21 protein-coding genes and 1 pseudogene are annotated in these 22,783 nt (G+C 54.3%); 16 read left to right on the top strand and 6 right to left on the bottom strand.

The genetic code is table 11. The features are described from left to right. Positions 1 to 167 precede the first annotated feature (167 nt). The 4 genes from ACZ41M_RS00210 (at position 168) to ACZ41M_RS00195 (ending at position 4,178) form a co-directional block, all read left to right on the top strand. Positions 168 to 656 (top strand): hypothetical protein, encoded by a 489-nt coding sequence (locus ACZ41M_RS00210; RefSeq protein ID WP_464737475.1) that lies wholly within the window; start codon positions 168 to 170, stop codon positions 654 to 656. A gap of 85 nt (positions 657 to 741) precedes the next feature. After that, positions 742 to 1,257, top strand: a complete 516-nt coding sequence (locus ACZ41M_RS00205; RefSeq protein ID WP_464730857.1) for a hypothetical protein — start codon at positions 742 to 744, stop codon at positions 1,255 to 1,257. Between the two features lie 40 nt (positions 1,258 to 1,297). Beyond that, a complete protein-coding gene (locus ACZ41M_RS00200; RefSeq protein WP_464730858.1) occupies positions 1,298 to 3,277 on the top strand; it encodes an ATP-dependent DNA helicase in 1,980 nt (659 codons plus the stop codon). 34 nt (positions 3,278 to 3,311) lie between these two features. Beyond that, on the top strand, positions 3,312 to 4,178 hold the full coding sequence (locus ACZ41M_RS00195) for a Rossmann-like and DUF2520 domain-containing protein (protein ID WP_464730859.1): 867 nt from the start codon (positions 3,312 to 3,314) through the stop codon (positions 4,176 to 4,178). Between the two features lie 116 nt (positions 4,179 to 4,294). Here the strand turns inward: ACZ41M_RS00195 and ACZ41M_RS00190 are convergent, their stop codons facing one another. Further along, positions 4,295 to 5,122: a Cof-type HAD-IIB family hydrolase gene (locus ACZ41M_RS00190; RefSeq protein ID WP_464730860.1), complete on the bottom strand. Its 828-nt coding sequence runs from the start codon at positions 5,120 to 5,122 to the stop codon at positions 4,295 to 4,297. A 420-nt stretch (positions 5,123 to 5,542) separates the two neighbouring features. Between ACZ41M_RS00190 and lolA the strand changes: the two genes are divergently transcribed. Beyond that, on the top strand, positions 5,543 to 6,178 hold the full coding sequence (gene lolA / locus ACZ41M_RS00185) for an outer membrane lipoprotein periplasmic chaperone LolA (RefSeq protein WP_464730861.1): 636 nt from the start codon (positions 5,543 to 5,545) through the stop codon (positions 6,176 to 6,178). A gap of 70 nt (positions 6,179 to 6,248) precedes the next feature. Here the strand turns inward: lolA and ACZ41M_RS00180 are convergent, their stop codons facing one another. Next, entirely contained in the window at positions 6,249 to 6,860 is a 612-nt protein-coding gene (locus ACZ41M_RS00180) for an OmpA family protein (protein ID WP_464732140.1), read from the bottom strand. Between the two features lie 181 nt (positions 6,861 to 7,041). On the opposite strand from ACZ41M_RS00180, the gene ACZ41M_RS00175 reads away from it, so the two are divergent. From ACZ41M_RS00175 to ACZ41M_RS00130, 10 genes are all read left to right on the top strand, one after another. Continuing rightward, the gene (locus tag ACZ41M_RS00175) at positions 7,042 to 7,683 is read left to right on the top strand and encodes an SIMPL domain-containing protein (protein ID WP_464730862.1); all 642 of its coding nucleotides are present in this window, start codon (positions 7,042 to 7,044) and stop codon (positions 7,681 to 7,683) included. 5 nt (positions 7,684 to 7,688) lie between these two features. Then, positions 7,689 to 9,032 (top strand): exodeoxyribonuclease VII large subunit, encoded by a 1,344-nt coding sequence (gene xseA / locus ACZ41M_RS00170; RefSeq protein WP_464730863.1) that lies wholly within the window; start codon positions 7,689 to 7,691, stop codon positions 9,030 to 9,032. Positions 9,033 to 9,061: 29 nt separating this feature from the next. Further along, positions 9,062 to 9,640, top strand: coding sequence for a superoxide dismutase [Fe] (gene sodB / locus ACZ41M_RS00165; protein WP_464730864.1), 579 nt, complete (start codon positions 9,062 to 9,064; stop codon positions 9,638 to 9,640). 192 nt (positions 9,641 to 9,832) lie between these two features. Then, positions 9,833 to 11,209 carry a PDZ domain-containing protein gene (locus ACZ41M_RS00160; protein WP_464730865.1) on the top strand — a complete coding sequence of 459 codons (1,377 nt, stop codon included), beginning with the start codon at positions 9,833 to 9,835 and terminating at the stop codon, positions 11,207 to 11,209. After that, complete coding sequence (locus tag ACZ41M_RS00155) at positions 11,210 to 11,479, top strand: glutaredoxin family protein (protein WP_464730866.1); 270 nt, start codon at positions 11,210 to 11,212, stop codon at positions 11,477 to 11,479. A gap of 170 nt (positions 11,480 to 11,649) precedes the next feature. Continuing rightward, positions 11,650 to 12,846, top strand: coding sequence for a GAF domain-containing protein (locus tag ACZ41M_RS00150; RefSeq protein ID WP_464730867.1), 1,197 nt, complete (start codon positions 11,650 to 11,652; stop codon positions 12,844 to 12,846). A 135-nt stretch (positions 12,847 to 12,981) separates the two neighbouring features. Further along, entirely contained in the window at positions 12,982 to 14,502 is a 1,521-nt protein-coding gene (gene exaC, locus ACZ41M_RS00145) for an acetaldehyde dehydrogenase ExaC (RefSeq protein WP_464730868.1), read from the top strand. 215 nt (positions 14,503 to 14,717) lie between these two features. Next, complete coding sequence (locus ACZ41M_RS00140) at positions 14,718 to 15,869, top strand: iron-containing alcohol dehydrogenase (protein WP_464730869.1); 1,152 nt, start codon at positions 14,718 to 14,720, stop codon at positions 15,867 to 15,869. A 93-nt stretch (positions 15,870 to 15,962) separates the two neighbouring features. Then, positions 15,963 to 16,331 carry a DUF779 domain-containing protein gene (locus tag ACZ41M_RS00135; protein WP_464730870.1) on the top strand — a complete coding sequence of 123 codons (369 nt, stop codon included), beginning with the start codon at positions 15,963 to 15,965 and terminating at the stop codon, positions 16,329 to 16,331. A 147-nt stretch (positions 16,332 to 16,478) separates the two neighbouring features. Further along, on the top strand, positions 16,479 to 16,937 hold the full coding sequence (locus ACZ41M_RS00130; protein ID WP_464730871.1) for a group III truncated hemoglobin: 459 nt from the start codon (positions 16,479 to 16,481) through the stop codon (positions 16,935 to 16,937). 118 nt (positions 16,938 to 17,055) lie between these two features. Here ACZ41M_RS00130 and ACZ41M_RS00125 read toward each other — a convergent pair whose 3' ends face one another. The 4 genes and pseudogenes from ACZ41M_RS00125 to cgtA form a co-directional block, all read right to left on the bottom strand. Then, positions 17,056 to 18,108 carry a ligand-gated ion channel gene (locus tag ACZ41M_RS00125; protein WP_464730872.1) on the bottom strand — a complete coding sequence of 351 codons (1,053 nt, stop codon included), beginning with the start codon at positions 18,106 to 18,108 and terminating at the stop codon, positions 17,056 to 17,058. 301 nt (positions 18,109 to 18,409) lie between these two features. Next, positions 18,410 to 18,925 carry a tRNA adenosine(34) deaminase TadA gene (gene tadA / locus ACZ41M_RS00120; RefSeq protein ID WP_464730873.1) on the bottom strand — a complete coding sequence of 172 codons (516 nt, stop codon included), beginning with the start codon at positions 18,923 to 18,925 and terminating at the stop codon, positions 18,410 to 18,412. Positions 18,926 to 18,929: 4 nt separating this feature from the next. Next, a complete protein-coding gene (proB, locus tag ACZ41M_RS00115; RefSeq protein ID WP_464732141.1) occupies positions 18,930 to 20,024 on the bottom strand; it encodes a glutamate 5-kinase in 1,095 nt (364 codons plus the stop codon). A gap of 221 nt (positions 20,025 to 20,245) precedes the next feature. Further along, positions 20,246 to 21,304: pseudogene (cgtA, locus tag ACZ41M_RS00110) on the bottom strand (Obg family GTPase CgtA); the annotation flags it as partial. A gap of 194 nt (positions 21,305 to 21,498) precedes the next feature. On the opposite strand from cgtA, the gene ACZ41M_RS00105 reads away from it, so the two are divergent. Then, positions 21,499 to 22,770: an MFS transporter gene (locus ACZ41M_RS00105; RefSeq protein WP_464730874.1), complete on the top strand. Its 1,272-nt coding sequence runs from the start codon at positions 21,499 to 21,501 to the stop codon at positions 22,768 to 22,770. The last annotated feature ends 13 nt before the right edge of the window (positions 22,771 to 22,783 follow it).

Here is a 22,783-nt window from a genome sequence, read left to right as displayed (position 1 = left end):
CTTTTCGGACGCAGAGCATCCGAAAAACAGCCGCGTATTGTGCCACAATTTGCGCCGCTTTACTGCTATTGGGCTGCGCCAATACACAACAACACACCCAATCAACCATCGCCAACGACCCGCTGTCCCCGCAAAATCTGCAAAGCAGCGCCGCCCAAATCAACAACATGGCGCAAGCCGAGCAGATTGAGCGCGACGCCATTGCCCGCCAAAACGCAGCCGATATCGAACTCAAAAACAACCAAGCCGCCTGCTACCGACAATTTTTTGTCAATCGCTGCTTGGATCAGCAAGCCAACATCCGCAACCAAATTTGGGATCAAGCGCAAATCGAACGCAGCGCGGCGCGCCTCTACATTCGCCAAGCACAAGCAGAGCAACAGCGTGTCGCCCTGATGCAAAAAGTAAAAGCTTATCAGCAAAAAGAAGCTGCCAAAGCGGCTGAACGCGCGCGCAACGCCGCCGAATACGCGGCGCGACAAAAAGCCCACGCCGAAAAACTCGCGCAAGCCAAAGCCCAAGAAGCCGCCAAAGCCGCCCAGCGTGCGCAGAACGTCGAAGATTACAATGCAAAAGTCAAGCGCATCGAGGAAATCAAAAGACAGCGCATCCTAAAGGCACAACAGCCACAGCCAGCCATCGAGCAAGCGCCCTGACACTCGCAAACAGCGCAACACACGCCTCCTGCGCCCTCGCTTGACCTGACTTCAACTCATTTCGTAATCTTTTTGGGAGAGAAAAATGCCTCGTCGCTTATTTTGGATACCATTACTATCCATTGCCTTCATCAGCGCCTGCGTCAGCTCGCCAAATCGTGTCCCAGAGTTCCAAGCGGGTGTGCCAGCGGCATCCTCGACCAAGAAACCAACCACCACATTGCCCCCCAGCCCGACCACGCCCGCAGCTCTATCCGCCGAACAAATTGAAATTAAAAAACTCAATGTACTACGGCGCATCTACGAACTGACGGACGATATGCTGGTTTACTGCGCTGCCGTTCCACGGCCGCAACGCATGGCACACCAACAACTGGTCAAGCAATTTTGGACAAGCTATCCACACTATCGACAGCTGTTACTCGCCTCACCGTATTACCCACAAATTCAGGCAGAAGTCCAAAGCACTCCGAATAAATACCAGTATAGCCCAGAGGTATATCAAAAAGAATGTCAGTACTATCAAGATGTACTGCGGGAATGGATGAAAGACCCGAAAGACATTGAAAATTACCTCAGTATTCTCAATGCCACACCATAATCCAACCGACTTTACAAAAAACTCACCATAAGTACCGCCCGTGTCCTCACTCAAATTACCTTTCAACCAATCCCACCAACTCGAACAAATCTTTGGCGAGAGCGGTACGCTCGCGCAGAAACTGCCATATTTCAACGCCCGCCCTGAGCAGCTCGAAATGGCGCAGGCGGTCACGCACGCCCTGAACAACGTCAGCAGCGCGATACTCGAAGCCGGAACCGGCACGGGCAAAACCTTCGCCTACCTGATTCCAACGCTGCTGTGGGGCGGCAAAGCCATCATCTCAACGGGAACCAAAACCCTGCAAGATCAACTCTTTGAACGCGATCTGCCGACCATCCGCGACGCGCTCGGCGCACCCGTGACCATCGCCCTGCTCAAAGGCCGCGCCAATTACGTTTGCCATTATCATCTCGACCGTGTGTTGATGAATGGCCGTCTGCTCGGACGCGACGATGCCAAGCACCTCAAGCGCATCAAAAAAGACCTACACCACGTCAAACGCGGCGACAAAGCCGAGTGGCCGGACATACCGGATGACGCGATGGTCTGGTCGCAAGTGACCTCAACCCGCGAAAACTGCCTCGGCTCGGATTGTCCGAACCACAAAGAATGCTTCGTCATGCAGGCACGCAAAGACGCGCAGGCCGCCGACGTGATCGTGGTGAATCATCATTTATTTTTTGCCGATGTGATGCTGCGCGAAGAAGGCATTGCCGAGCTGCTGCCCGCGGTCAACACCGTGGTGTTTGACGAGGCGCACCAAGTACCCGAAGTCGCCAGCGTGTTTTTTGGCCAGCAGGTATCTACGGCACAAGTGATTGATTTGGCGCGTGATTTGCTCGCCGAGGGCATCACCCACGCCCGCGACGCGACCGATTGGCGCGAGGTCAAAGACACACTGGAGCGCGCGGCGAAAGACGTGCGCATTGCCTGTGGCGATAATGGCCGCTGGAGCGTGGCGCAACTGCCCGACACCTCACCGATTTGGCCCGCGCTCGATCATTTGCACAGCACGATTGAGAACACGCTCAAAACCATCGAACCAGCGACCGAGCGCGCCGAAACCATTGAACAATTAGCGGTGCGTCTGCAAGAATTGGCCGAAAAATTCACGCAGTGGCGACAAATCAACAGCAGCGACATGGTGCGCTGGGTCGAGGCGTTTTCGCACACCGTGCGGCTGAACGCCACGCCGCTGTCGGTCGCCGAGCCGTTCACGCGCCAGCGCGAATCCGAGCATCCGCGCTCATGGATTTTCACCTCCGCCACCCTGTCGGTGCGCGGCGACTTTGGCCTGTTCAAAGAACAATTGGGTTTGAACGACGCGCACACTGCCGCGTGGGACAGCCCCTTTGATTTTGCCCAACAAAGCCTGCTGTATGTGCCCAACGGCCTGCCCGAGCCACACGAGCGCAGCTACGGCAATGCCGTATTGCAAAAAATCTGGCCGATGCTACGCGCCTCAAATGGCCGTGCGTTTTTGCTCTGCACCACCTTGGCGGCGGTCAAACGCTACGGCGCGTGGCTGACCGAACAAATTGAAGAACACGGTCTGGATTGGACCGTGTTGATTCAGGGCGAAGCCTCGCGTACCGAGCTACTGAACCAATACCGCTCGGCGAAAAATCCCGTATTGATCGGTTCGCAAAGCTTTTGGGAAGGCGTGGACGTGCGCGGCGACGCATTATCATTGGTCATCATCGACAAACTGCCGTTCGCGCCGCCGGACGATCCGGTGCTGGCGGCACGCTTAAAAGTGATCGAGGAGCGCGGCGAAAATGGCTTCATGGCCTATCAAGTACCGCAAGCGGTCATCAACCTCAAACAAGGCGCGGGGCGACTGATTCGCTCGGAATCCGACCGTGGTGTGCTGATGATTTGCGACACACGGCTGGTGACCAAAAAGTACGGTGGACGCATTTGGCAAAGCCTGCCGCCGTTCGCCCGCACTCGTGAAGAATCCGTGGCGTGCGCGTTTTTTGAACCAAACCATCCTACGGCAACTCGCACCGAGTAGCCACGGATCCACGATCCACAACCATACTCATACCATGACACAACACACCGCCCCCACCCTGAATCTGATTGGCGCGGGTCACCTCGGTCGCACACTCGCGCATCTGTGGCATATCCACAGCATCTACACCGTGCAGGCCGTGCACACCCGCAGCACCGCCAGCGCCCAAGCCGCCGTGGCCGAAATCGGCGCCGGCCAAGCCGTGGCACAGCTGGCGCACATGCCGCCCGCCCACGTCTGGCTACTGGCCGTGCCCGATGGACAGATCAGTGCCGCCGCACACGCGCTGGCGGCACTACACCATTCGCCCGCCATCGCTTGGCACGCCAGCGGCTACTGGTCTGCTGATTTATTAGCGCCGCTGGCGGCACAAGGCTGGCACACCGCCAGCACACACCCCGCCTTCAGCTTTGCGCAAGTGGCTCAATCGGTAAGCCAGTTCCCCGGCACGCTGTGCGCGCTGGAAGGCGATGCCATCGCCCGCACCGAAGCCGAACGTGCCTACCATGCCATTGGCGCGCAGTGCTTCACCCTTGCCGCCGCAGCCAAACCCCTCTACCACGCCGCCGCCGTGCTCGCCAGCAACTTCCTGCCCGTGCTGCACGCCGCCGCCAGCGAACTGTGGCAACACGCAGGCGTACCCGCCGAATATGTACCCACTCTGAGCAACGGCTTCGTGCAACGCGCCGCCGCTAACCTGCAAGCCCTCGGCTCCCAAGCGGCACTCACCGGCCCCGCCGCTCGCGGCGACACCGCTGTGGTACAAGCCCAAACCACCGCCCTGACCGCACACGACGCCACGCTGGGCGAAGCCTACGCCGCCCTCAGCATCCTGGCCGCGCGGCTGGCGCAACACGGAACAGTGACTCAATCGGAGGATCAAGACTCAACGCCTAAGTAAACGCGATTTTTGTTGATGGGACTTTGAAAATCCCATTCATGCTTCCGCGCCTTTCAGAACTGGACGGGTACGATGCCGCCCACTTTGCGGGTGCAATCTTGAAATCATTTTTAAAATTACCGCTCAAATCCATCAATCATTCCCAAAGCAACCAACGCATTGAGTATCCCATCGTCCTCAATATCACTGGTGACGTATTGGGCAACTCGTTTTAGTTCGGGAATGGCATTGCCCATCGCTACGCCCAGCCCCACATGCGCAATCATCTCGCGATCATTGATGCCGTCGCCAAACGCCATCACATTGGCAGCGGTGTAGCCCAAATGCCGCGCAATGGTATCGATACCGCGCGCTTTCGAGCCGGCATCTTCGAGCACATCCACCGAGTATTCATGCCAGCGCAGAACTTTCAGATCCTCTCCCAAAACCCCAGACGCTTGAATCTGTGCGTCCTGACTGGCGTCGTAAAACGCCAGCATCTGATACACCTCATGCTGCCGATAATGCTGTTTGTCCACCACATAATCAGTAGTGATCGGGTTCAGCGCCGCTTGCATCTCCGGTGTGATGCCCGATACCGCAATGCGGTCGTTGCTGATAAACGCGTAAATGATTCGGTGCTGCTCGAAAAATTCAATCAGTCGCTCGATTTTGGCGATGGCTATCGGATGGCGCTCGATCACCTTGCCTTGATAACTGTTGTGCTGACCATTGATGGTGACCATCATGTCAATGTTTTCTTGTTCGATCAGCTCATTAATCACACGCGGAAACACGCCGCGCGCGCGACCCGTGGCGATTCCCGGGACAATGCCGTTCTCCTTGAGCTTGCGAATGGCGGTGTACACACTGGGCGGAACATAGGCTTTATCTTTGACATACAAGGTTTCGTCTATATCAAAAAAGACCAGTTTGATTTGCTCTGCATTGATGTTGTTCGCCATAAATAGCCCTTTAGTTTCAACGGTTTTATCGCATTTTATCCTGTCATGGGTATTCTTGTTCAGCTTTGTCGATTGTGCTCGCTCCGCTGTTTCATATACACGGACGATCACGGGTATAATGCGCAGCCCGCTCAATTGTACAAGGTATGGAGCACCGGTCGATCACTGCGCACAATGTCTCCATCAGTGTAAAGTTATGCTTTTCTCGACAAAAATGGTCAACGTTTCTCCCGATTTATTTGTTAGTATGCCCGTGCTTGCCAATGACGCGACCTCAAACGCGGTAGCGCAGAGCAAAATCAGTGAACAGCCGTTTTTCATGTTTACGCACGTTTATACACGTTATGCACGTTATGCACGTTGATTCACGTCCGTTCACAAAAAGGCACATCAAAGACAAGCAACCATGAAAGGATTTACATGAAATTTTTCAAAAATCGTCTACACACCGTTTATGTTGCACGCACAGCGATTCTGCTGGGGCTGTGCGCCGGCGCCATCGGCATGGCGCAAGCCGGTGCGATTGAAGATTTGCAAAACTTCAACAAGGATTTTAAATCGGCCTCGGGCAATTTCACCCAGCAGGTCAAAGGTAAAAGCGTGAAATCCAGCTCCGGTTCATTCGTATTCTCACGTCCGGGTAAATTTCGCTGGACCTACAGCAAACCGTATCAACAAATTTTGGTCAGCGATGGTAAAACCCTGACCATGTACGACAAAGATTTGAAACAGGTGACCAAGCGTTCACTGGGCAGCGCCATCGGCTCATCACCTGCCGCAGTGTTGTTCGGCAGCGGTGATTTGTCACAGAATTTCACCTTGACCGACGCAGGCGAGCGCGACGGTCGTAGCTGGGTACATGCCAAACCGAAAGGACAATCGAGCTTCTCCAGCGTGAACATCGGCATGAAAAACGGCGTGCCGGATGCAGTGGTGCTGTACGATAACTTGGGTCAGACCACGATTTTGTTCTTCTCCGGCTTTACCAAAAATCCGGGCGTGTCCGCAGGAACCTTCAGCTTCACCCCACCTGCAGGAACTCGTGTGAGTAATTAAAAACTGAAGCATCAGCCATAAAAAAGCCTCTCGAAATTCGAGAGGCTTTTTGCTGAGCGGAGCAATTGAATTACTTGCTCAACACCACTTCCACGCGACGCGCTTCGGCGTTGTCGCCGCTACCGGCACTTTGTTCCGGTTTTTTCAATTCGATTTGTTCCGCAGGTACGCCCAGCGCGACCAATGCATCACGCACCGAAAACGCGCGTTTTTTCGCCAATTCTTGGTTCTGCGCCAGATTGCCGGTGCTGTCATGGTAGCCGGAGATCACGGCTTTTTGACCAGCTTTCACGCCTTTGACCACTTCGGCCAATGCTTCGTTGCCGCCTTTGGCCAGATCGGATTTACCCGAAGCGAAGTAGAATTTCACCACGCCGTTTTCAACCACGACTTTGGCTTCGTCCGCACCTGCTGCACCAGTGGCTGCCGCTGCGCCGGCATCGGTAGTCGCTGCTGCTGTCGTCGCGTTGGCATCGGTTGCTGCTGCGCCATGTGCTGCTGTCGCGGTGGCTGCGGCTCCGTTTGCTCCGGCTGCGCCTGCTTTGGCCGCATCACTACCACCACCGCTACCGACGTAGGCGCCAAACGTAATCACGCTACCGACCAATAGGGTCACAATCCCTGCCAGCAAGCCCAATACAAACCGCTGATCGTTGTCTTTATCGTCTTCAGAATACATAATCGCTCCATTGTGTTAAAAATAATCATCGAGAATTATACGCGATTTAGCGCGTCCATCTGCGTATTTTATATTCATCGCGTGCGCCAACCATTTTATCCAGCAGCGCAGCCGCAACGCTTGTTGCACCCATTGCTGGTACAATGAAACCGCACATAACCAACGAGAGCCGAGGGAGCTTATTATGCGCTTACTGAAAGTCTACGGTGAAGGTCAAGCCCAAGCCGAACCGGATACCGCCACCTTGTCGTTAAACATCACGGGCGTTGCCAAAGAGTACGCCACGGCGGTTAATCAGCTCAACAGCACCACCGAACGCTTGAAAAGCAGTGTGCAGGCCTCGCAATTGCCCATCATCGAGTTAAAGACCAGCGATTTTTCGATCCATACCGAGACCAAATACGAAAATGGTCAGAGCATTGACATCGGCTATCGAGCCTCACACCGCATGAACGTGGTTCTGGACCATAACAAACAGGTGCTCAACGATTTGGTTGAGCTGATGTCGCACAGCCAAAGCAATGCGGAATTTCAAGTCTCGTTTTCGCTCAAAAGCCCCGAAGTGCTGCGCCAGCAGGCCTTGCAAAACGCGGTCATCGCAGCGAAAAACAACGCACACACACTGGCCTCCACTGCTCTGGTGCAGTTGGGCAAAGTACAGGAAATCGTCTATGGCGACATGAGCGGCCTCAATGGCATCTCACCACGCGCCTATGGCGGCGGCTATGACTCCGCGCCCATGATGTCGGTGGCCAAAGCCGATATTGAGCCGCAGGACGTCCAAGTACGCGAAAGCGTCATCATGGTATTTGAATTACTGGATTAAACTTTGTGACTTTGGGCGAACGCATGGCCGAGCAATATCTGAGCATCACCGAGCTGAATCAACGCATCGCCGCACTGCTGGAGCGCAATGTGCCGCTGCTGTGGGTACAGGGCGAAATTTCCAATCTCACACGCGCAGCCAGCGGACATTGGTACTTCTCGCTCAAGGATGAAAAAGCGCAGGTACGCGCGGTGATGTTTCGCCAAAAAATCAATCTGCTCAATTGGCAACCGCGCGAAGGCGATGCCGTGCAAGCCTACGTTTCTGCCGGATTGTACACACCGCGTGGCGATTTTCAGCTCACCGTCGAAACCCTGCGTCCCGCAGGTTTGGGCACGCTGTACGAGCGTTTTCTCAAACTCAAGGCACAGCTTGAACGCGAGGGATTATTCGATCCGAACACCAAGCAAGGCCTCCCGTATTTTGTACGAAAAATCGGGGTCGTGACCTCACCGCAGGCCGCCGCTTTGCGCGACGTCGCACATACCTTGGCACGCCGCGCGCCGCACATCGAAATATTTTTGTATCCAACGCTGGTACAAGGCGAATCCGCCGCACCACAAATCGCGCGCGCCATCGCCTTGGCCAATCAAAACAAGGAATTGGACGCCCTACTCATCATCCGTGGCGGCGGCAGTCTGGAGGATTTATGGGCGTTTAACGAGCCGGAAGTCGCGCACGCGATTTTCAAAAGCCGCCTGCCGACCATCAGCGGTGTGGGTCACGAGACCGACACCACGATTGCCGATTTCGTCGCCGACCAGCGCGCGGCGACACCAACCGCCGCAGCCGAACTCATCAGCAGCCCGAGCCACGCCGATTGGCAAGCCGAGTTGTCCGCCAGCCTGCGCGCGCTGCAACGCGCCATGCGCCACACGCAAACGCAGGCGGAGCAGCGTTTGGATCGCGCCACTTTCGGATTGCTCACACCGGCGCAGCAGCTCACGCACAAGCAATTGCACATCAGACAGTTGTGGACGCAACTGCAACACAGCTTTTCACGACAGTTGACACACGCCGAACAGCGTTGGCAATACGCCGCGCGCAATTGGCAACGTGCGCAGCCGGATATTCCCCACCACGCCGATGCCTTGGCCAATCGACAGCAGTTATTGCAACAGGCCATGCAGCGTTTGCTGCAACAGCGTGAGCAACGCGCCCGTCATGCGGCACAAAGCCTGCAACAGCTCAACCCGCACAATGTGCTCCAGCGCGGTTTTGCGTACGTGCAAACACAAACCGGACGTATCGTTTATAATGCAGATACGTTGCAGTCTGGCGATGGCATCACGATCCAGCTCGCACGTGGACGCGTGGTTGGCACTGTCAATCACACCGAGACAGAATAATTTTTAATTGAGAACTAAAGGATAAGACTATGGAACATACTTTACCCGCATTGCCTTATGCCATGGACGCGTTGGCGCCAACCATTTCCGCAGAAACCTTGGAATTCCACTACGGCAAACACCACAAAGCCTATGTGGACAACCTGAATAACTTGATCAAAGGCACAGAGTTTGAAAACGCGTCTTTGGAAGAAATCGTGAAAAAATCATCCGGCGGGATTTTCAATAATGCGGCGCAAGTATGGAACCACACGTTCTACTGGAACAGCATGAAACCCAACGGCGGCGGCGCACCCACCGGTGCATTGGCCGATGCGATCAATGCCAAATGGGGCTCATTCGACGCATTCAAAGAAGCATTCAGCAAATGTGCAGTCACCACGTTTGGCTCAGGCTGGGCATGGTTGGTCAAAACCCCATCCGGCGAATTGGACTTGGTATCGACTTCAAACGCCGCAACTCCATTGACCACAGACAACAAAGCCTTGTTGACCTGTGACGTGTGGGAACACGCGTACTACATCGACTACCGCAATGCGCGTCCAAAATACGTGGAAAGCTTCTGGAATTTGGTCAACTGGGATTTCGTTGCTGCCAATTTTGCTTAAATCATTGTATTGATATATTTGTACAGAAAACCACGCGGTAAACGCGTGGTTTTTTGATGTCTGCGCCCAAAGACAAAATATTCGGCCTTGAAGCCCATGTGTGATTGAAAATTTGGTTATAATATCAAAGACTTAAGAAAACGTTTACCGAGTACCTTTATACCTCATTTTCCATACACACACATACACCCAATGATGCATTTGCTCACTCGCTTCGCCCGTCCGTTTCATCCGCACGCACAGCGACAGCGACTGTTCGGCTGGATGCTTTTGGGTTTTTGTTCGCTGAACGCGCATGCAGCAGGGGTGAATGTCAATCAATTGGTCACCGACAGCGCACCCTCCATCGTGCAAGTGCAAGGCGTGGAATGGGTCAAAGTCAAAATTCCTGAGCAGTACAAAGACATCACCGACGATCCGGTGTATCAGTCGCTCTCATCGATATTCTTGGACCATCCGAACGCAGGCGGCCAAGCCGCTCCGGTGGTCAAAAAGCGCATCACCGGTTCAGGCTTTATCATCAGCTCAACCGGCAGAATCGCCACTAATTATCAGTGGGTCAAAGGCAAACACGAAATTTTTGTCATCTTGCCCGATAAGCGCCAATTCAAAGCGCGCGTCACCCGTACCGAGCCGAAAAACGACTTGGCGATTTTGCAAATTTCAGCAAACGGCTTGCCCGCCATCGGATTGGCGCGTCAGGTTGAAGAAGGCGAAGGCGTGATCGCCATCGGTGCGAACAAAAAAGGCGTCTCCGTCGGCGTGATCGTCAGCACCCCCGCGCAAACGCCCGCCATCGGCCTGGTGAGCGACGTCACCGCCAACCGCGACAACAGCGGCGGTCCTTTGCTCAATGTATACGGTCAAGTATTGGGCATCAACTCGACGCAAACGCGTGCCCCTCTGGGCTTGTACCGTCACGCCTCGTTGGGCAAACTCAGTTCGGATGGCTACGACAAAGCCTCAGAAACCATCAATTTCCTATCGCAAATCGGTTTTTCCGCACGCAATCTGGATCAAACGCAAAGCGCCGCATTGGGATTGACCAATATGGCGGGCGCATTGGTCACGCAGGTGCGTAGCGGCAGCATTGCGGCCAATGCCGGTTTGCAAAAAGGCGATGTGATTATCGCGCTGGAAACTCAAAGCGTTGTTGACGCATCCGATTTGAACGCCTTGCCCGACTTTTTGCGGCAGGACAATCAGGCCAAAATTCGTGTCTTTCGCACTGGCGAATCACTTGAGTTGAGCTTGAGCAATCCGAAAACACAGGCCACGCCTGCCAGTTGGACTTGGCAGCGTTTGGGCTTGCGCGTGCGCACACTCACCACCGCGCAAAAAGACGCCCTTGCCATCGGTAGCGGCGTTCTGATTACCGGCGTGCAAGGCTCAGCGCAGGCCAACGGTCTGCAAACAGGCGATGTGATCGTATCCATCAACCAAACGCCGCTGAACAGCACCACGCAATTGAACCAAATGGCGCAAGGCTTAGGGTCAGGCGACAGTGTGGCGCTGTACGTGATCCGTGGCGAAACCCGCCAATTCATCACCCTGAGCGTGGATGAGTAAATGTCCGCTCCCCGCGCACCACTGACCCTGCTTTTGTATGGCCGTGAAACCTGCCATCTGTGTCATGACATGTGGGCAGATATTCAGGTATGGGCGCAAAAAAATCACCAGTTACTGCATCTGGTTTGGCAAGACATTGAGGATGACGCAGAACTCGAATCACGCTATGGTCTGCGCATTCCCGTGCTGACGGATGATCACGAACAGCTCATTTGCGAAGGACGGCTGGACGTGGACAAGCTGCTGCACCACATCGCGAATCATTCATAATTTTTCAATAAAATCAAAAAGATAGAATAACCAATCAAACTCACCCCTCCATCATTTCTACGCAACTTGGCACCCGATTTATTGTATGATGGGTTCATACACGTCGCAGAGCGGTATTCAAAAAAACCGCCGGACATCGATGATCTGAATCGATTGCTGAGGAGACAATTATGCGTAGCAACGATCGCCTGCGTGCTCAGCGCACGCACACCGAGCAGCAATGGCATCATTTTGTGCAGCACAACCGCACCGAAGACAGCTCGTGGTTGACACAATCATGGAAACGCTCTGCGCCGCATGTCAGCGTGAACCAAACCTGCGCGCCGATTGACGACCCGGAAGCGGTTCGGCGCGAATTCATCCGCTCGCACCTGTATCAAATCGCCCAACCGCTGTTGAACGAACTGCAACACGCCGTTGAAGACAGCGGATTTGCCATCGGCTTGAGCGACGCACACGCCACATTGCAATGGACGGCCTCGCATCGCGTCATGGCACGCCGTCTGGAAAAAGCGCACTTCATACCCTCCGCCCGTTGGGACGAGCACAGCATCGGCACCAACGCCGTTGCCGTGGCCGCGCGTCTGTCCAAACCAACCGCGATTTTCTCCGCCGAACATTACGTCCCGAGCCTGCACGAATGGGTGTGCTACGCTGCACCCATCGTTCATGCGCCCAGCGGCCAATTGGCGGGGGTGCTGGACATCAGCGCGCCGTGGCAGCACGCCACGCCGTTGGCATTGGCCACCGTCAGCCACTACGCCCAGCAAATTTCGCACCTGTGGTCACAGGTACAAATCGAGCCGAATTTTCACCTCAATCTGTGCGGCTCGAACGCCGGCGTATACCTCGGACAAACCAGTTTACCGAAACGATTGCAAGAAATCTGGCTGGTGCTCGCCCTGCATCCCGAAGGTCTGAATTTGGAACGCCTGCATGCGTATGTGTACGGCGATCAAGTAGTATCCATGTCCACGCTCAAATCTGAGATGAGTCATCTGCGCCAACACGTCGGCGATGTGTTGCAAGCACGTCCTTACCGCCTGAACCTCTCCCCTGCGCTGTGCGCCACCGATGCGCAGATGGTTGAACAATACGCCTTGCACGGTTTGAGCGACAAACTTATGCCGCTGTACCAGCGCCCGGTTCTGCCGCAATCGCAAGCGCCGGAAGTCGTCGAGTACCGAGACTACCTGCACCAATTGGTCATCCGCAGCCTGCTCAAAGACCACAACACCGAAGCACTGTGGCAATTCACCCTGTACCACGAGCCTGAATACGACATCTTGGCCTTGCTCGAGCAACTCTTACCCGCCGGCGACGGACGGCGCGCAGCGGTGGCAGCAAAGCTGGCGCAATTGGGTTAATCATCACAGCGCACGGGTTGAAAAGATTCATTCAACCTAAATTCAACCTGCTGTATGACATGATCCGTCACGATTGGCCCAAGTGCAAATATATGCACCCCTTTTTATTTTAATCTTAACGATAGGAGACGAACCATGATCTACGCACATCCCAACACCAGCGGCGCACCCTTGAAATTCAAAGCCAAATACGATAACTTCATCGGCGGCAAATGGGTCGCACCGACCAAAGGCGTGTATTTCGACGTCGTGACACCGATCACCGGCAAACCATATACCCAAGCCGCTCGCTCGTCCGCCGAGGACATCGAGTTGGCTTTGGATGCGGCACACGCCGCCGCCGATCGCTGGGGCAAAACCTCAGCAGCGGAGCGCGGCAATATTTTGCTGAAAATCGCCGACCGTTTGGAAGCCAATCTGGAGCTGCTGGCCTACGCCGAAACGGTGGACAACGGCAAGCCGATCCGCGAAACTCTCAACGCCGACATTCCGCTGGCGATTGACCACTTCCGCTATTTCGCCGGTTGCGTCCGCTCGCAAGAAGGCGGCATCAGTGAAATCGACGAAAACACAATGGCATATCACATCCACGAGCCGCTTGGTGTGGTCGGTCAAATCATTCCGTGGAACTTCCCGATTCTGATGGCGGCGTGGAAACTCGCACCCGCTTTAGCCGCAGGCAACTGCGTGATTCTCAAACCGGCCGAGCAAACGCCGATCAGCATCCTCGTATTGGTTGAGTTGATCGCCGATTTATTGCCCGCAGGCGCATTGAACATCGTCAACGGCTTTGGCCGCGAAGCCGGTATGCCGCTGGCCTCCAGCAAACGCATTGCGAAAATCGCCTTCACCGGCTCGACCTCCACCGGTCGCGTGATCGCGCAAGCCGCCGCCAATAATTTGATTCCGGCCACGCTCGAACTCGGCGGCAAATCGCCCAACGTGTTCTTCCCAGACGTGATGGCTGAGGATGACGGCTACTTAGACAAAGCCATCGAAGGCCTCGTATTGTTCGCCTTCAATCAAGGCGAAGTCTGCACCTGCCCATCGCGCGCGTTGATCCATGAATCCATTTACGATAAATTCATGGAGCGCTGTCTGCAACGCATCGCCGCAATCAAGCAAGGCAACCCGCTTGATACCGACACCATGATCGGCGCGCAAGCCTCGCAAGAGCAAATGACCAAAATCACCTCGTATCTGGATTTGGGCAAACAAGAAGGCGCTCAGGTACTGATCGGCGGCGAGCGTGCGCAAATGGCGGGTGATTTGGCGGATGGCTACTACATCCAACCGACCGTGTTCAAAGGCCACAACAAAATGCGTATTTTCCAAGAGGAAATTTTCGGCCCCGTGCTGGCAGTAACCACGTTCAAAGACGAAGCCGACGCGCTCGCTTTGGCCAACGATACGCTGTACGGTCTGGGTGCGGGTGTGTGGACGCGCAATGGCAACGTAGCCTACCGCATGGGTCGCGGCATCAAAGCCGGTCGCGTGTGGACCAACTGCTACCACGCCTATCCGGCGCACGCAGCATTTGGTGGCTACAAAGAATCCGGCATTGGTCGCGAAACGCACAAAGTGATGCTCGACCACTACCAACAAACGAAAAACCTGTTGGTCAGCTACACCGAGCAAAAACTCGGCTTCTTCTAAACCACTGAAAAACAACGGGACAGGTCGCCAGACCTGTCCCGAGTTAATTCATCCATTATATCACTGCGCAACGCAAAAAAACATCCGCAAAAACATACAGATACATCCCTATTATTGCGCCACAAAGATAGAACAACTCCCCCTAAATCGTCCATCATGCAATGATACGATGCGTATGAAGTGACAAGGACGACCAAGACAAAAGGAGAAAAACCATGAGTACTTCGCAATTTTTCATGCCAAGCAACAATATTTTGGGTCAAGGCGCATTGGCCGAAGGTTTAACCCAAATCGCACAACTGGGCTTTAAGAAAGCCTTTCTCGTGACCGACGCCCCATTGGTTCAAATGGGCATGGCGCAGCAAGTCGCCGATCGTTTGGCCGAAAAAGGCATTGAATACGTCATTTTTGACGGCGTCAAACCGAATCCGACCGTGGGCAATGTCAACGCCGGTTTGGAACAACTGAACAAAGCGCAGGCCGATTTCATCATATCATTGGGCGGTGGCTCCGTGCATGACTGCGCCAAAGGCATCGCGCTGGTCGCCAGCAACGGCGGAAAAATCGAGGACTACGAGGGTCTGAACCAATCGAAAAAACCGCAAATGACCTTGATCGCCATCAACACCACGGCGGGCACGGCGTCCGAAATGACCCGCTTTACCATCATCACCGACGAGAGCCGCCACGTCAAAATGGCGATTGTGGACAGCAACGTCACGCCATTCCTTTCCATCAACGACTCCGAACTGATGGAAGGCATGCCCGCAGGCTTAACCGCCGCCACCGGCATGGACGCATTGACCCACGCGGTCGAAGCCTACGTCTCCACCATCGCCTCACCGATCACCGACGCCTGTGCACTCAAAGCCATCGCGCTGGTGGCGCGCTATTTGCCAACCGCCGTACGCGAGCCGAACAACAAAGAAGCGCGCGAGCAAATGGCCTACGCACAGTTCCTCGCCGGTATGGCGTTCAACAACGCATCGCTCGGCTATGTACACGCCATGGCGCACCAATTGGGCGGCTTTTATGATTTACCGCACGGCGTGTGTAACGCCCTGCTGCTGCCGCACGTCGAAGCCTTCAACATGAGCGTTGCGAGCGAGCGCCTCAATGAAGTGGGTCAGGTTTTAGGGGCGAACAACTCGGACTTGAAAGATTTAGACGTGATTGCCGCGATCAAAAAACTCGCCGACATCGTGGGCATTCCCAAATCATTGGAAGAACTCGGCGTCAAACGCGAAGACTTTGACACACTCGCCGACAACGCGCTCAAAGACGTATGCGGCCTGACCAATCCGGTTCAAGCCTCACACGCCGAAATCGTCGGGATTTTTGAAAACGCCTTTGGCAAACGATCATAAAATTTCGTCGCATTAACGATGAAGCACCCATGAAACACACCTGCGCAATGCGGGTGTGTTTCATACACAATAAAAAATACCCAGGAGACAACCATGGTCGAACGCGTCATCGCCACACCGGCGACACTCGAACTCATCGCCCAGCTCAAAGCCGAATACGGCGAGCTGATGTTTCACCAATCCGGCGGCTGCTGTGACAACAGCGCGGCCAACTGCTATCTACCGACCGACCTCACCATCGGCGCCTACGACGTACATCTGGGCGATATCGGCGGCGTACCGTTCTACATCAGCGCCTCGCAATACGAATACTGGAAACACACCCAGCTCATTATCGACGTGATTGACGGTCACGGCGGCACATTCTCACTCGAAGGCAGTACCGGCAAAGCTTTTCATACCCGTTCGCGGCTATTTACCGATGATGAAATCGCCCAATTACAAGCGCAAGGACTGATTTAAGGAAATACGGAAAAAGTAAAACCTACTTTTTCCGTGCTTATGCTGAAAACATGAACTGATTCCGCATTTCCTTAAGCACAACGACGAAAACGAACAAGCCACCTTTGCCCTATAATCTCAGTTCATATCAAGAACTGAATCATCACTATGCAAACAACCGCTGAAACCATCGGGCGCGAACGCATCGCCCAAGTCGTTGACACCTTCTACGAGCGCGTGCAACGCGATCCTGGGCTCGCCATGCCCTTCTCCGTGGTCAAAGACTGGCCGCATCACAAAGACCTCATCACCCATTTTTGGTGGGTCACACTCGGCGGCGAACGCTATATGGACTATTCATACAATGTCGTGAAGAAACACCGCGCCGTCGGATTCACCAGCGGACTACTCAAACACAACTGGCTACCGCTGTTTGAACAAACCCTACGCGAACAACTGCCCACCGATCTGGCCGACGCATGGATGGCGCAAGCGCAACGCATTGGCCGCTCACTCGACATGAATCATCAATTTTGGGTGGAGCAACAAAACTCAGGGGATGCGCCGCTGGCGCAGGAGAACGAGTTTACACAAATCCGCTTAGATAAACCCACGGAACCTCTGTGAGCGCAGATAATGTCACCGACAATTGAAACTGATAAAGAGCAGAGAAAATAAGGTGTGCAAACCCAAATTGCACACCTTAAAAATATAAAAACCCAAGGATAGAACGCTACTCCAACCATCACCCGGCAAATAAAGGCCGCATAGTCCACAAAGTAGCAAGCGCATAAAAGAACAAACCAACCACACCAAAAATACGGTCAAACTTTACTGCGCGCCGAATGCCTGCCGGATCATTGTGCTCATCATCATGAATATGCGCCAGTTTAGTGGACAGCGTTAACGTCGCCACCACATAAATACAATAAAAATAACCAATAACATACAGATTATCGAGCAAAGTCATGTATTCAATCGTGGGCAAATCCTGCGACGAGGTCATTTGTAAAGCGACAATAGAGAGTAAAGACACCACCGCAATCTGAAAACGAGAGTCCACCAAAGTCGGATGCAATAAAAACGCCAATGAACAGCAGATCACCGCCAAGAAAATCGGCAAAATATTTTTCATAAAAGCATTAACATGTGGTCGCTCAATCGGCAAATCCAGAGTCACTCGAGAATAAGTCGAAGCCGTTTGCGAACGCGGATCACCAAATGTGGTTTGATGGGTGTATTCTGTCGCGGTCAATGTTGGCTGATGGTATAAAAAACCGGGCAGCTTTAATTCAGAATTGGCCGAAACCTTATCCACGACATATTTCATAGCACTCGCATTCGAAGCGGCATCTTCCACCACGATACGAATAATTTGCTTGTCAAACGGATAGTCATGCAAATCCATTTTTTTACTCATTTTGCCTTGCACATGCACCACTTGATACAAACTACCGTCAGGCAACTTTTGCGGCTCCTCTGAAGCCGGAGTCAACATACTGCCCCAAGACTCGGAATGATTGACAAACTCCATCGTCTTTGACGGGTCAATCTCCGGATTTTTCCAGCGATACCAGATATAAAAATCCACCATGTAATTATGCAGCTTCAGATCAATCGCCTGCACATCATTCAGATAAATCCCAACCAGCACCTCGCTGGCTTGCGGTGAAGGAGCCGTTTTCGCATCAGCGATGGCTTGTGCACTGGCCGATTTCTCGACTGATAACTGCGCCGGGCTATTTTGAGCCCAAGCGATGTTGAGCCACGCCAGCGCGCTACAAAAAACAGCAACCACATTTTTTTAGAATATATTAGCGTTGACATAAATTCTCCTGCCTCCAAAATCGAACCGTATTTCTTTAAAACACCTGCCTCCTTCACAAACGCAATCGACCGAACGAACAAATTGCGAAATCGTAGAATATAGAAAAAATCTGTGGCTTATCGAACTTTTTCAGCCGATTTTTAGACCATTGAGTATCCATCCAATAGAACCAATTTCACTCTTATCAACTGCTTATATTTTGAAATCAGCTACTGTGTGCGAGCGCTCATGTATTGCTGGAGTTGTCTTTACTACCCTAACACCGACTCGCTCAATCACCTTTTTGCTTCGCCCGACGCTCTCTAAAAAATCGCTGCAAAACTTCGCGGGCTTCTTCTTCCAAAACCCCACCAACCACCGTCGCATGGTGGTTGAGTTGTTCATGCGTATAGACATTCATCACCGAACCGGCGACACCGGTTTTATAGTCGCTCGCGCCGAACACGACCCGCGCAAGCCGCGCGTGAAACATCGCGCCGGTACACATCAGGCAGGGTTCGAGGGTGACGTAGAGTTCGCACTCGGGCATGCGGTAGTTTTGGAGAATTTGTGCGGCGGCGCGCAGTGCCTGCACTTCGGCGTGTGCGGTCGGATCATTCAGCCCGATGGGGTGATTGTAGCCGCTGGCAATCACGCGGTTTTGGTGTACGACGACCGCGCCCACGGGGACTTCGCCCGCGTCGTAGGCTTGCTGTGCGCAGGCCAACGCATGGCGCATGAAAAATTCATCGCGCGCCTGCGTGTGATGCTCATCGCTCATTTCATCCGACCAAACGAGTTCGTTCATGGATTTATTTGGATTTAATCAGGTTGTTGCGGTGGATCAGTTCTGCCTCATCGGCATCACGTCCGAGTAGCGCGGCAAATTCGCTACTGGCATGGCGGGCAATGCGCATGGTGTCGGAGCTGCTGTAATTGGACAGGCCGCGTGCAATTTCCTTGCCCGCTTCGTCCACGCAGGCGATGACTTCGCCGCGCTCGAAATTGCCATACACGCGAATCACGCCAATCGGCAGCACGCTTTTCCCGCCGGATAATACGGCTTTAACCGCGCCCTCATCGAGTACGACGTGTCCACGCATTTGCAGGTGATTGGCGAGCCATTGTTGGCGTGCGGTGAGCAGTGCGACGCTGGCGTACAGCTCGGTGCCGATGCGTTCACCCTGCGCCAAACGTGGCAGTACCTGCGTTTCGCGTCCGCTGGCGATGATGGTGCTGGCGCCACTGCGCATGGCGCGTTTGGCTGCCAATACTTTGGTGAGCATGCCGCCTTTGCCAATGCTGCTGCCTGCGCCACCCGCCATTTGTTCGAGCGGCTCCAAGCCCGCCGGTGCGGTCTGGATGAGTTCAGCGTTCGGGTCTTTGCGCGGATCGGCGGTGAACAGTCCGGCCTGATCGGTGAGGATGACGAGTACGTCGGCCTCGATCAGGTTGGCCACCAGTGCGCCGAGGGTGTCGTTGTCACCGACTTTAATTTCATCGGTAACGACGGTGTCGTTTTCGTTGATGATCGGCACAACGCCCAAATGCAGCAGGGTGAACATGGCCGAGCGCGCATTCAAATAGCGTTTGCGATCGGCCAAGTCCTCATGCGTGAGCAAAATCTGCGCCGTAACGATGTCGTATTTGGCAAACTGGGTTTCATACACCTGCGCCAAACCCATTTGCCCCACGGCTGCGGCGGCTTGTAGCTCGTCGATGTGGGTCGGACGGCTGTTCCATTTGAGCCGCTTCATTCCTTCGGCAATCGCGCCACTGCTGACCAAGACCACTTCTTTACCCGCTTGGCGCAATGCGGCAATCTGCGCCGCCCAACTGGCGATGGCGGCCTCGTCCAGCCCGCGGCCTTCGTTGGTCACAAGCGAGCTGCCGACCTTGATCACCACGCGTTCAGCGGTTTTCAGCGACACGGGACGCGCCAAATCCTCAGCGGCGTTGATGCGGACGGTTTGCGTTGCGCTCATTATGCGCCCTCCGCATCGTCCGCTTTATCTGTGCTCAGTTGTGGGGCGGCGGGTTTATTCAATACCGATTGCGGCAGGGGCGCGGCTTGCAAAGGGCTGGCTGGATTGGCCGGGTTGGCTTGTAATTGTTCGGCCAGTTTGGCGGCTTGCTCGGCTTGTTCAGATTCCGCGCGCTCGCGCTGCTCGGTCAATTTCACTTGATCGACATAGTTTTGAATCTCTTTCATCAGCGCCTCGGTACCTTCGCGCGTCGCGGCGGAAATTTGGTATACCGGCCCTTGCCAACCGTAATCTTTGACAAACGCAGCCACGCGTTCAGCACGCTCGTCTTCGGCGATCATATCGATTTTATTGAGCACCAACCAGCGCGGTTTGTCGTACAGCGTTTCGTCGTATTTGCGCAGCTCTTCGACAATCGCGCGTGCTTCGTGCACGGGATCCACATTCGGGTCAAACGGCGCGATGTCAACCAAATGCAACAGCAAACGTGTGCGCGCCAAGTGTTTCAAAAAGCGCACGCCCAAGCCAATGCCATCAGCCGCCCCCTCGATCAAACCCGGAATATCGGCGATCACGAAGCTGCGCTCGGCCGCTGTGCGTACCACGCCCAGATTCGGATGCAATGTGGTGAACGGGTAGTCGGCGATTTTCGGACGCGCATTGGACACCGCTGAAATCAGCGTGGATTTACCCGCATTGGGCATACCGAGCAGACCGACGTCGGCCAATACTTTCAACTCCAAACGCAGGGCAAAACGTTCGCCCTCCGTACCCGGCGTGCATTGACGCGGGGTGCGGTTGGTCGAGGATTTAAAGTGGATATTGCCCAAGCCGCCTTCGCCACCTTTGGCGAGCAGTACGGTTTGCCCCGACTGCGCCAAGTCGTGCAGCAAATCGCCCGACTCCGCGTCGAAAATCATGGTGCCAACCGGCATTCTCAGCGTGATGTCTTCGCCACCCTTGCCGTAGCAGTCGCTGGACTGGCCGCGCTCACCATTTTGCGCGAGGTGTTTTTTGGTAAAACGGTAGTCAATCAGCGTGTTCAAATTTTCGTCGGCCACGGCATAAACACTGCCGCCACGCCCGCCGTCGCCACCGTCCGGTCCGCCGTTCGGTTTGTGTTTTTCACGGCGAAAACTCGCCACGCCATTGCCACCATTACCGGCGATGACTTCGATTTTGGCTTCATCTATAAATTTCATATTCTTTCCCTACGTCCGGCGGCATTGATGACGATGCACCGACGGACTGTAAATGTGCGCAATCTGTGCGCATTGCCCGCCATTATAAGCGATGCGCCTGCCTTGCCCCAAGGTTTTTGCCGCGCGCGTCGTGCCGTGCGCGCACGCGATTGACGCAAAAGGTTTAGAATGTCACCTTAACAAGCAAGGTTTTTATGAATACTCGTGAATTTATCCGCCAAGTCCCCATTCTGGCTTGGCTCATTATGTTTAGCATTCTCTGCGCCGGTATTTTTGGCAATTTGCTGGGCAGTCTGACCACCGAAATTTCCGCTGATTTGACCCTTACACCCAAGCACATTGGCTGGCTGGTGTTTTGGGGCAATGTCGGCAGCGCCATCGGCGCATTTTTAGGCGGTGATTTGGTGCATCGCGTGTCGGCACGCCACCTGCTGATGACTTATTTGCTGGGTATGTTGGTTGCCATCGGCATCATGGTCGCAAGTACGGGCTTTGCCATGCTCATCAGCGGCTTTATCCTGTATGAAGTCATGGTGATCGCGATGGCGACGCTGGGGCATACGCTGATCGGCAAAATGCAGTTGGTCAGCAGCATCCGCGCGCGTGTCTTGGCTTTGCTCGATGTGGGCTGGAGCATCGGTGCGAGCATTGCGCCGATTTGGGTGATTGTGCTACTGCGCGCGTATCCGAACTGGCGCGTGCCGTATGCGGTGTTCACGGTATTGGTGCTGGTGTTGCTGTTTGCATACAGTCGCGCACAGATTCGACAGGCGATTGCGCAGTTGTCGCTGATTTCGTCTGCACAGGACACCTCGCACGAAACATCGCACGACTCCTCAACGCCAAGCGCACCTGCCCAACACGCGCATACTTATCTGCAATTGATGTTCGCGCCGTGGGCGATTTGGGCGTGGATAGCGGCGATTTTGATCGGTTATGTGGAGTGGGGGCACAGCTTTTGGTTCGTCAATTACGCACATTCCGGCCGTGAAATCGCACTGGATCAGGCGCGCGTGGGTTTGGTCGGGTTCACGCTCGGGATGGTGCTGGTGCGCAGTTGGCAAGCATTCATTCACAGCGAATTGACGATTGAGCAGCGATTGATTCGCTTGAGTTTGGTCGGTTGCGTGGCATTTGTGCTGATCGCATTTTTTCCGAACTCCGCGACGCTGCCGTATATGTTTGTCACCAACTTTTTTGCCGGTGTCGGCATCGGCGTGGTATTCCCGATTTTGCTCAATCATTTGATCGATTTTGCGCCGCACGATACGGCAAAATTCTCCGCGTTGCTGATGTTTTGCATCATCATCGGCGCTCAAAGTGCTGGCTTGGTCGTGGGTTATGTGAGCGAACTGTTGGGCGTGAGCATCGGTTACATGACGATTGCCTTTGCCATGATCGGTTTTTATATTTCGATCATGCAGCTATTTCGCATCCATAAAAAAATGCACCACGCACCGAATTAAACCCTGCGTGCGT

This window comes from Puribacter membranae, from assembly GCF_055380425.1.
The sequence above is the reverse complement of the archived record's forward strand: the minus strand, read 5'-3'. Positions and strand labels throughout refer to the sequence as shown.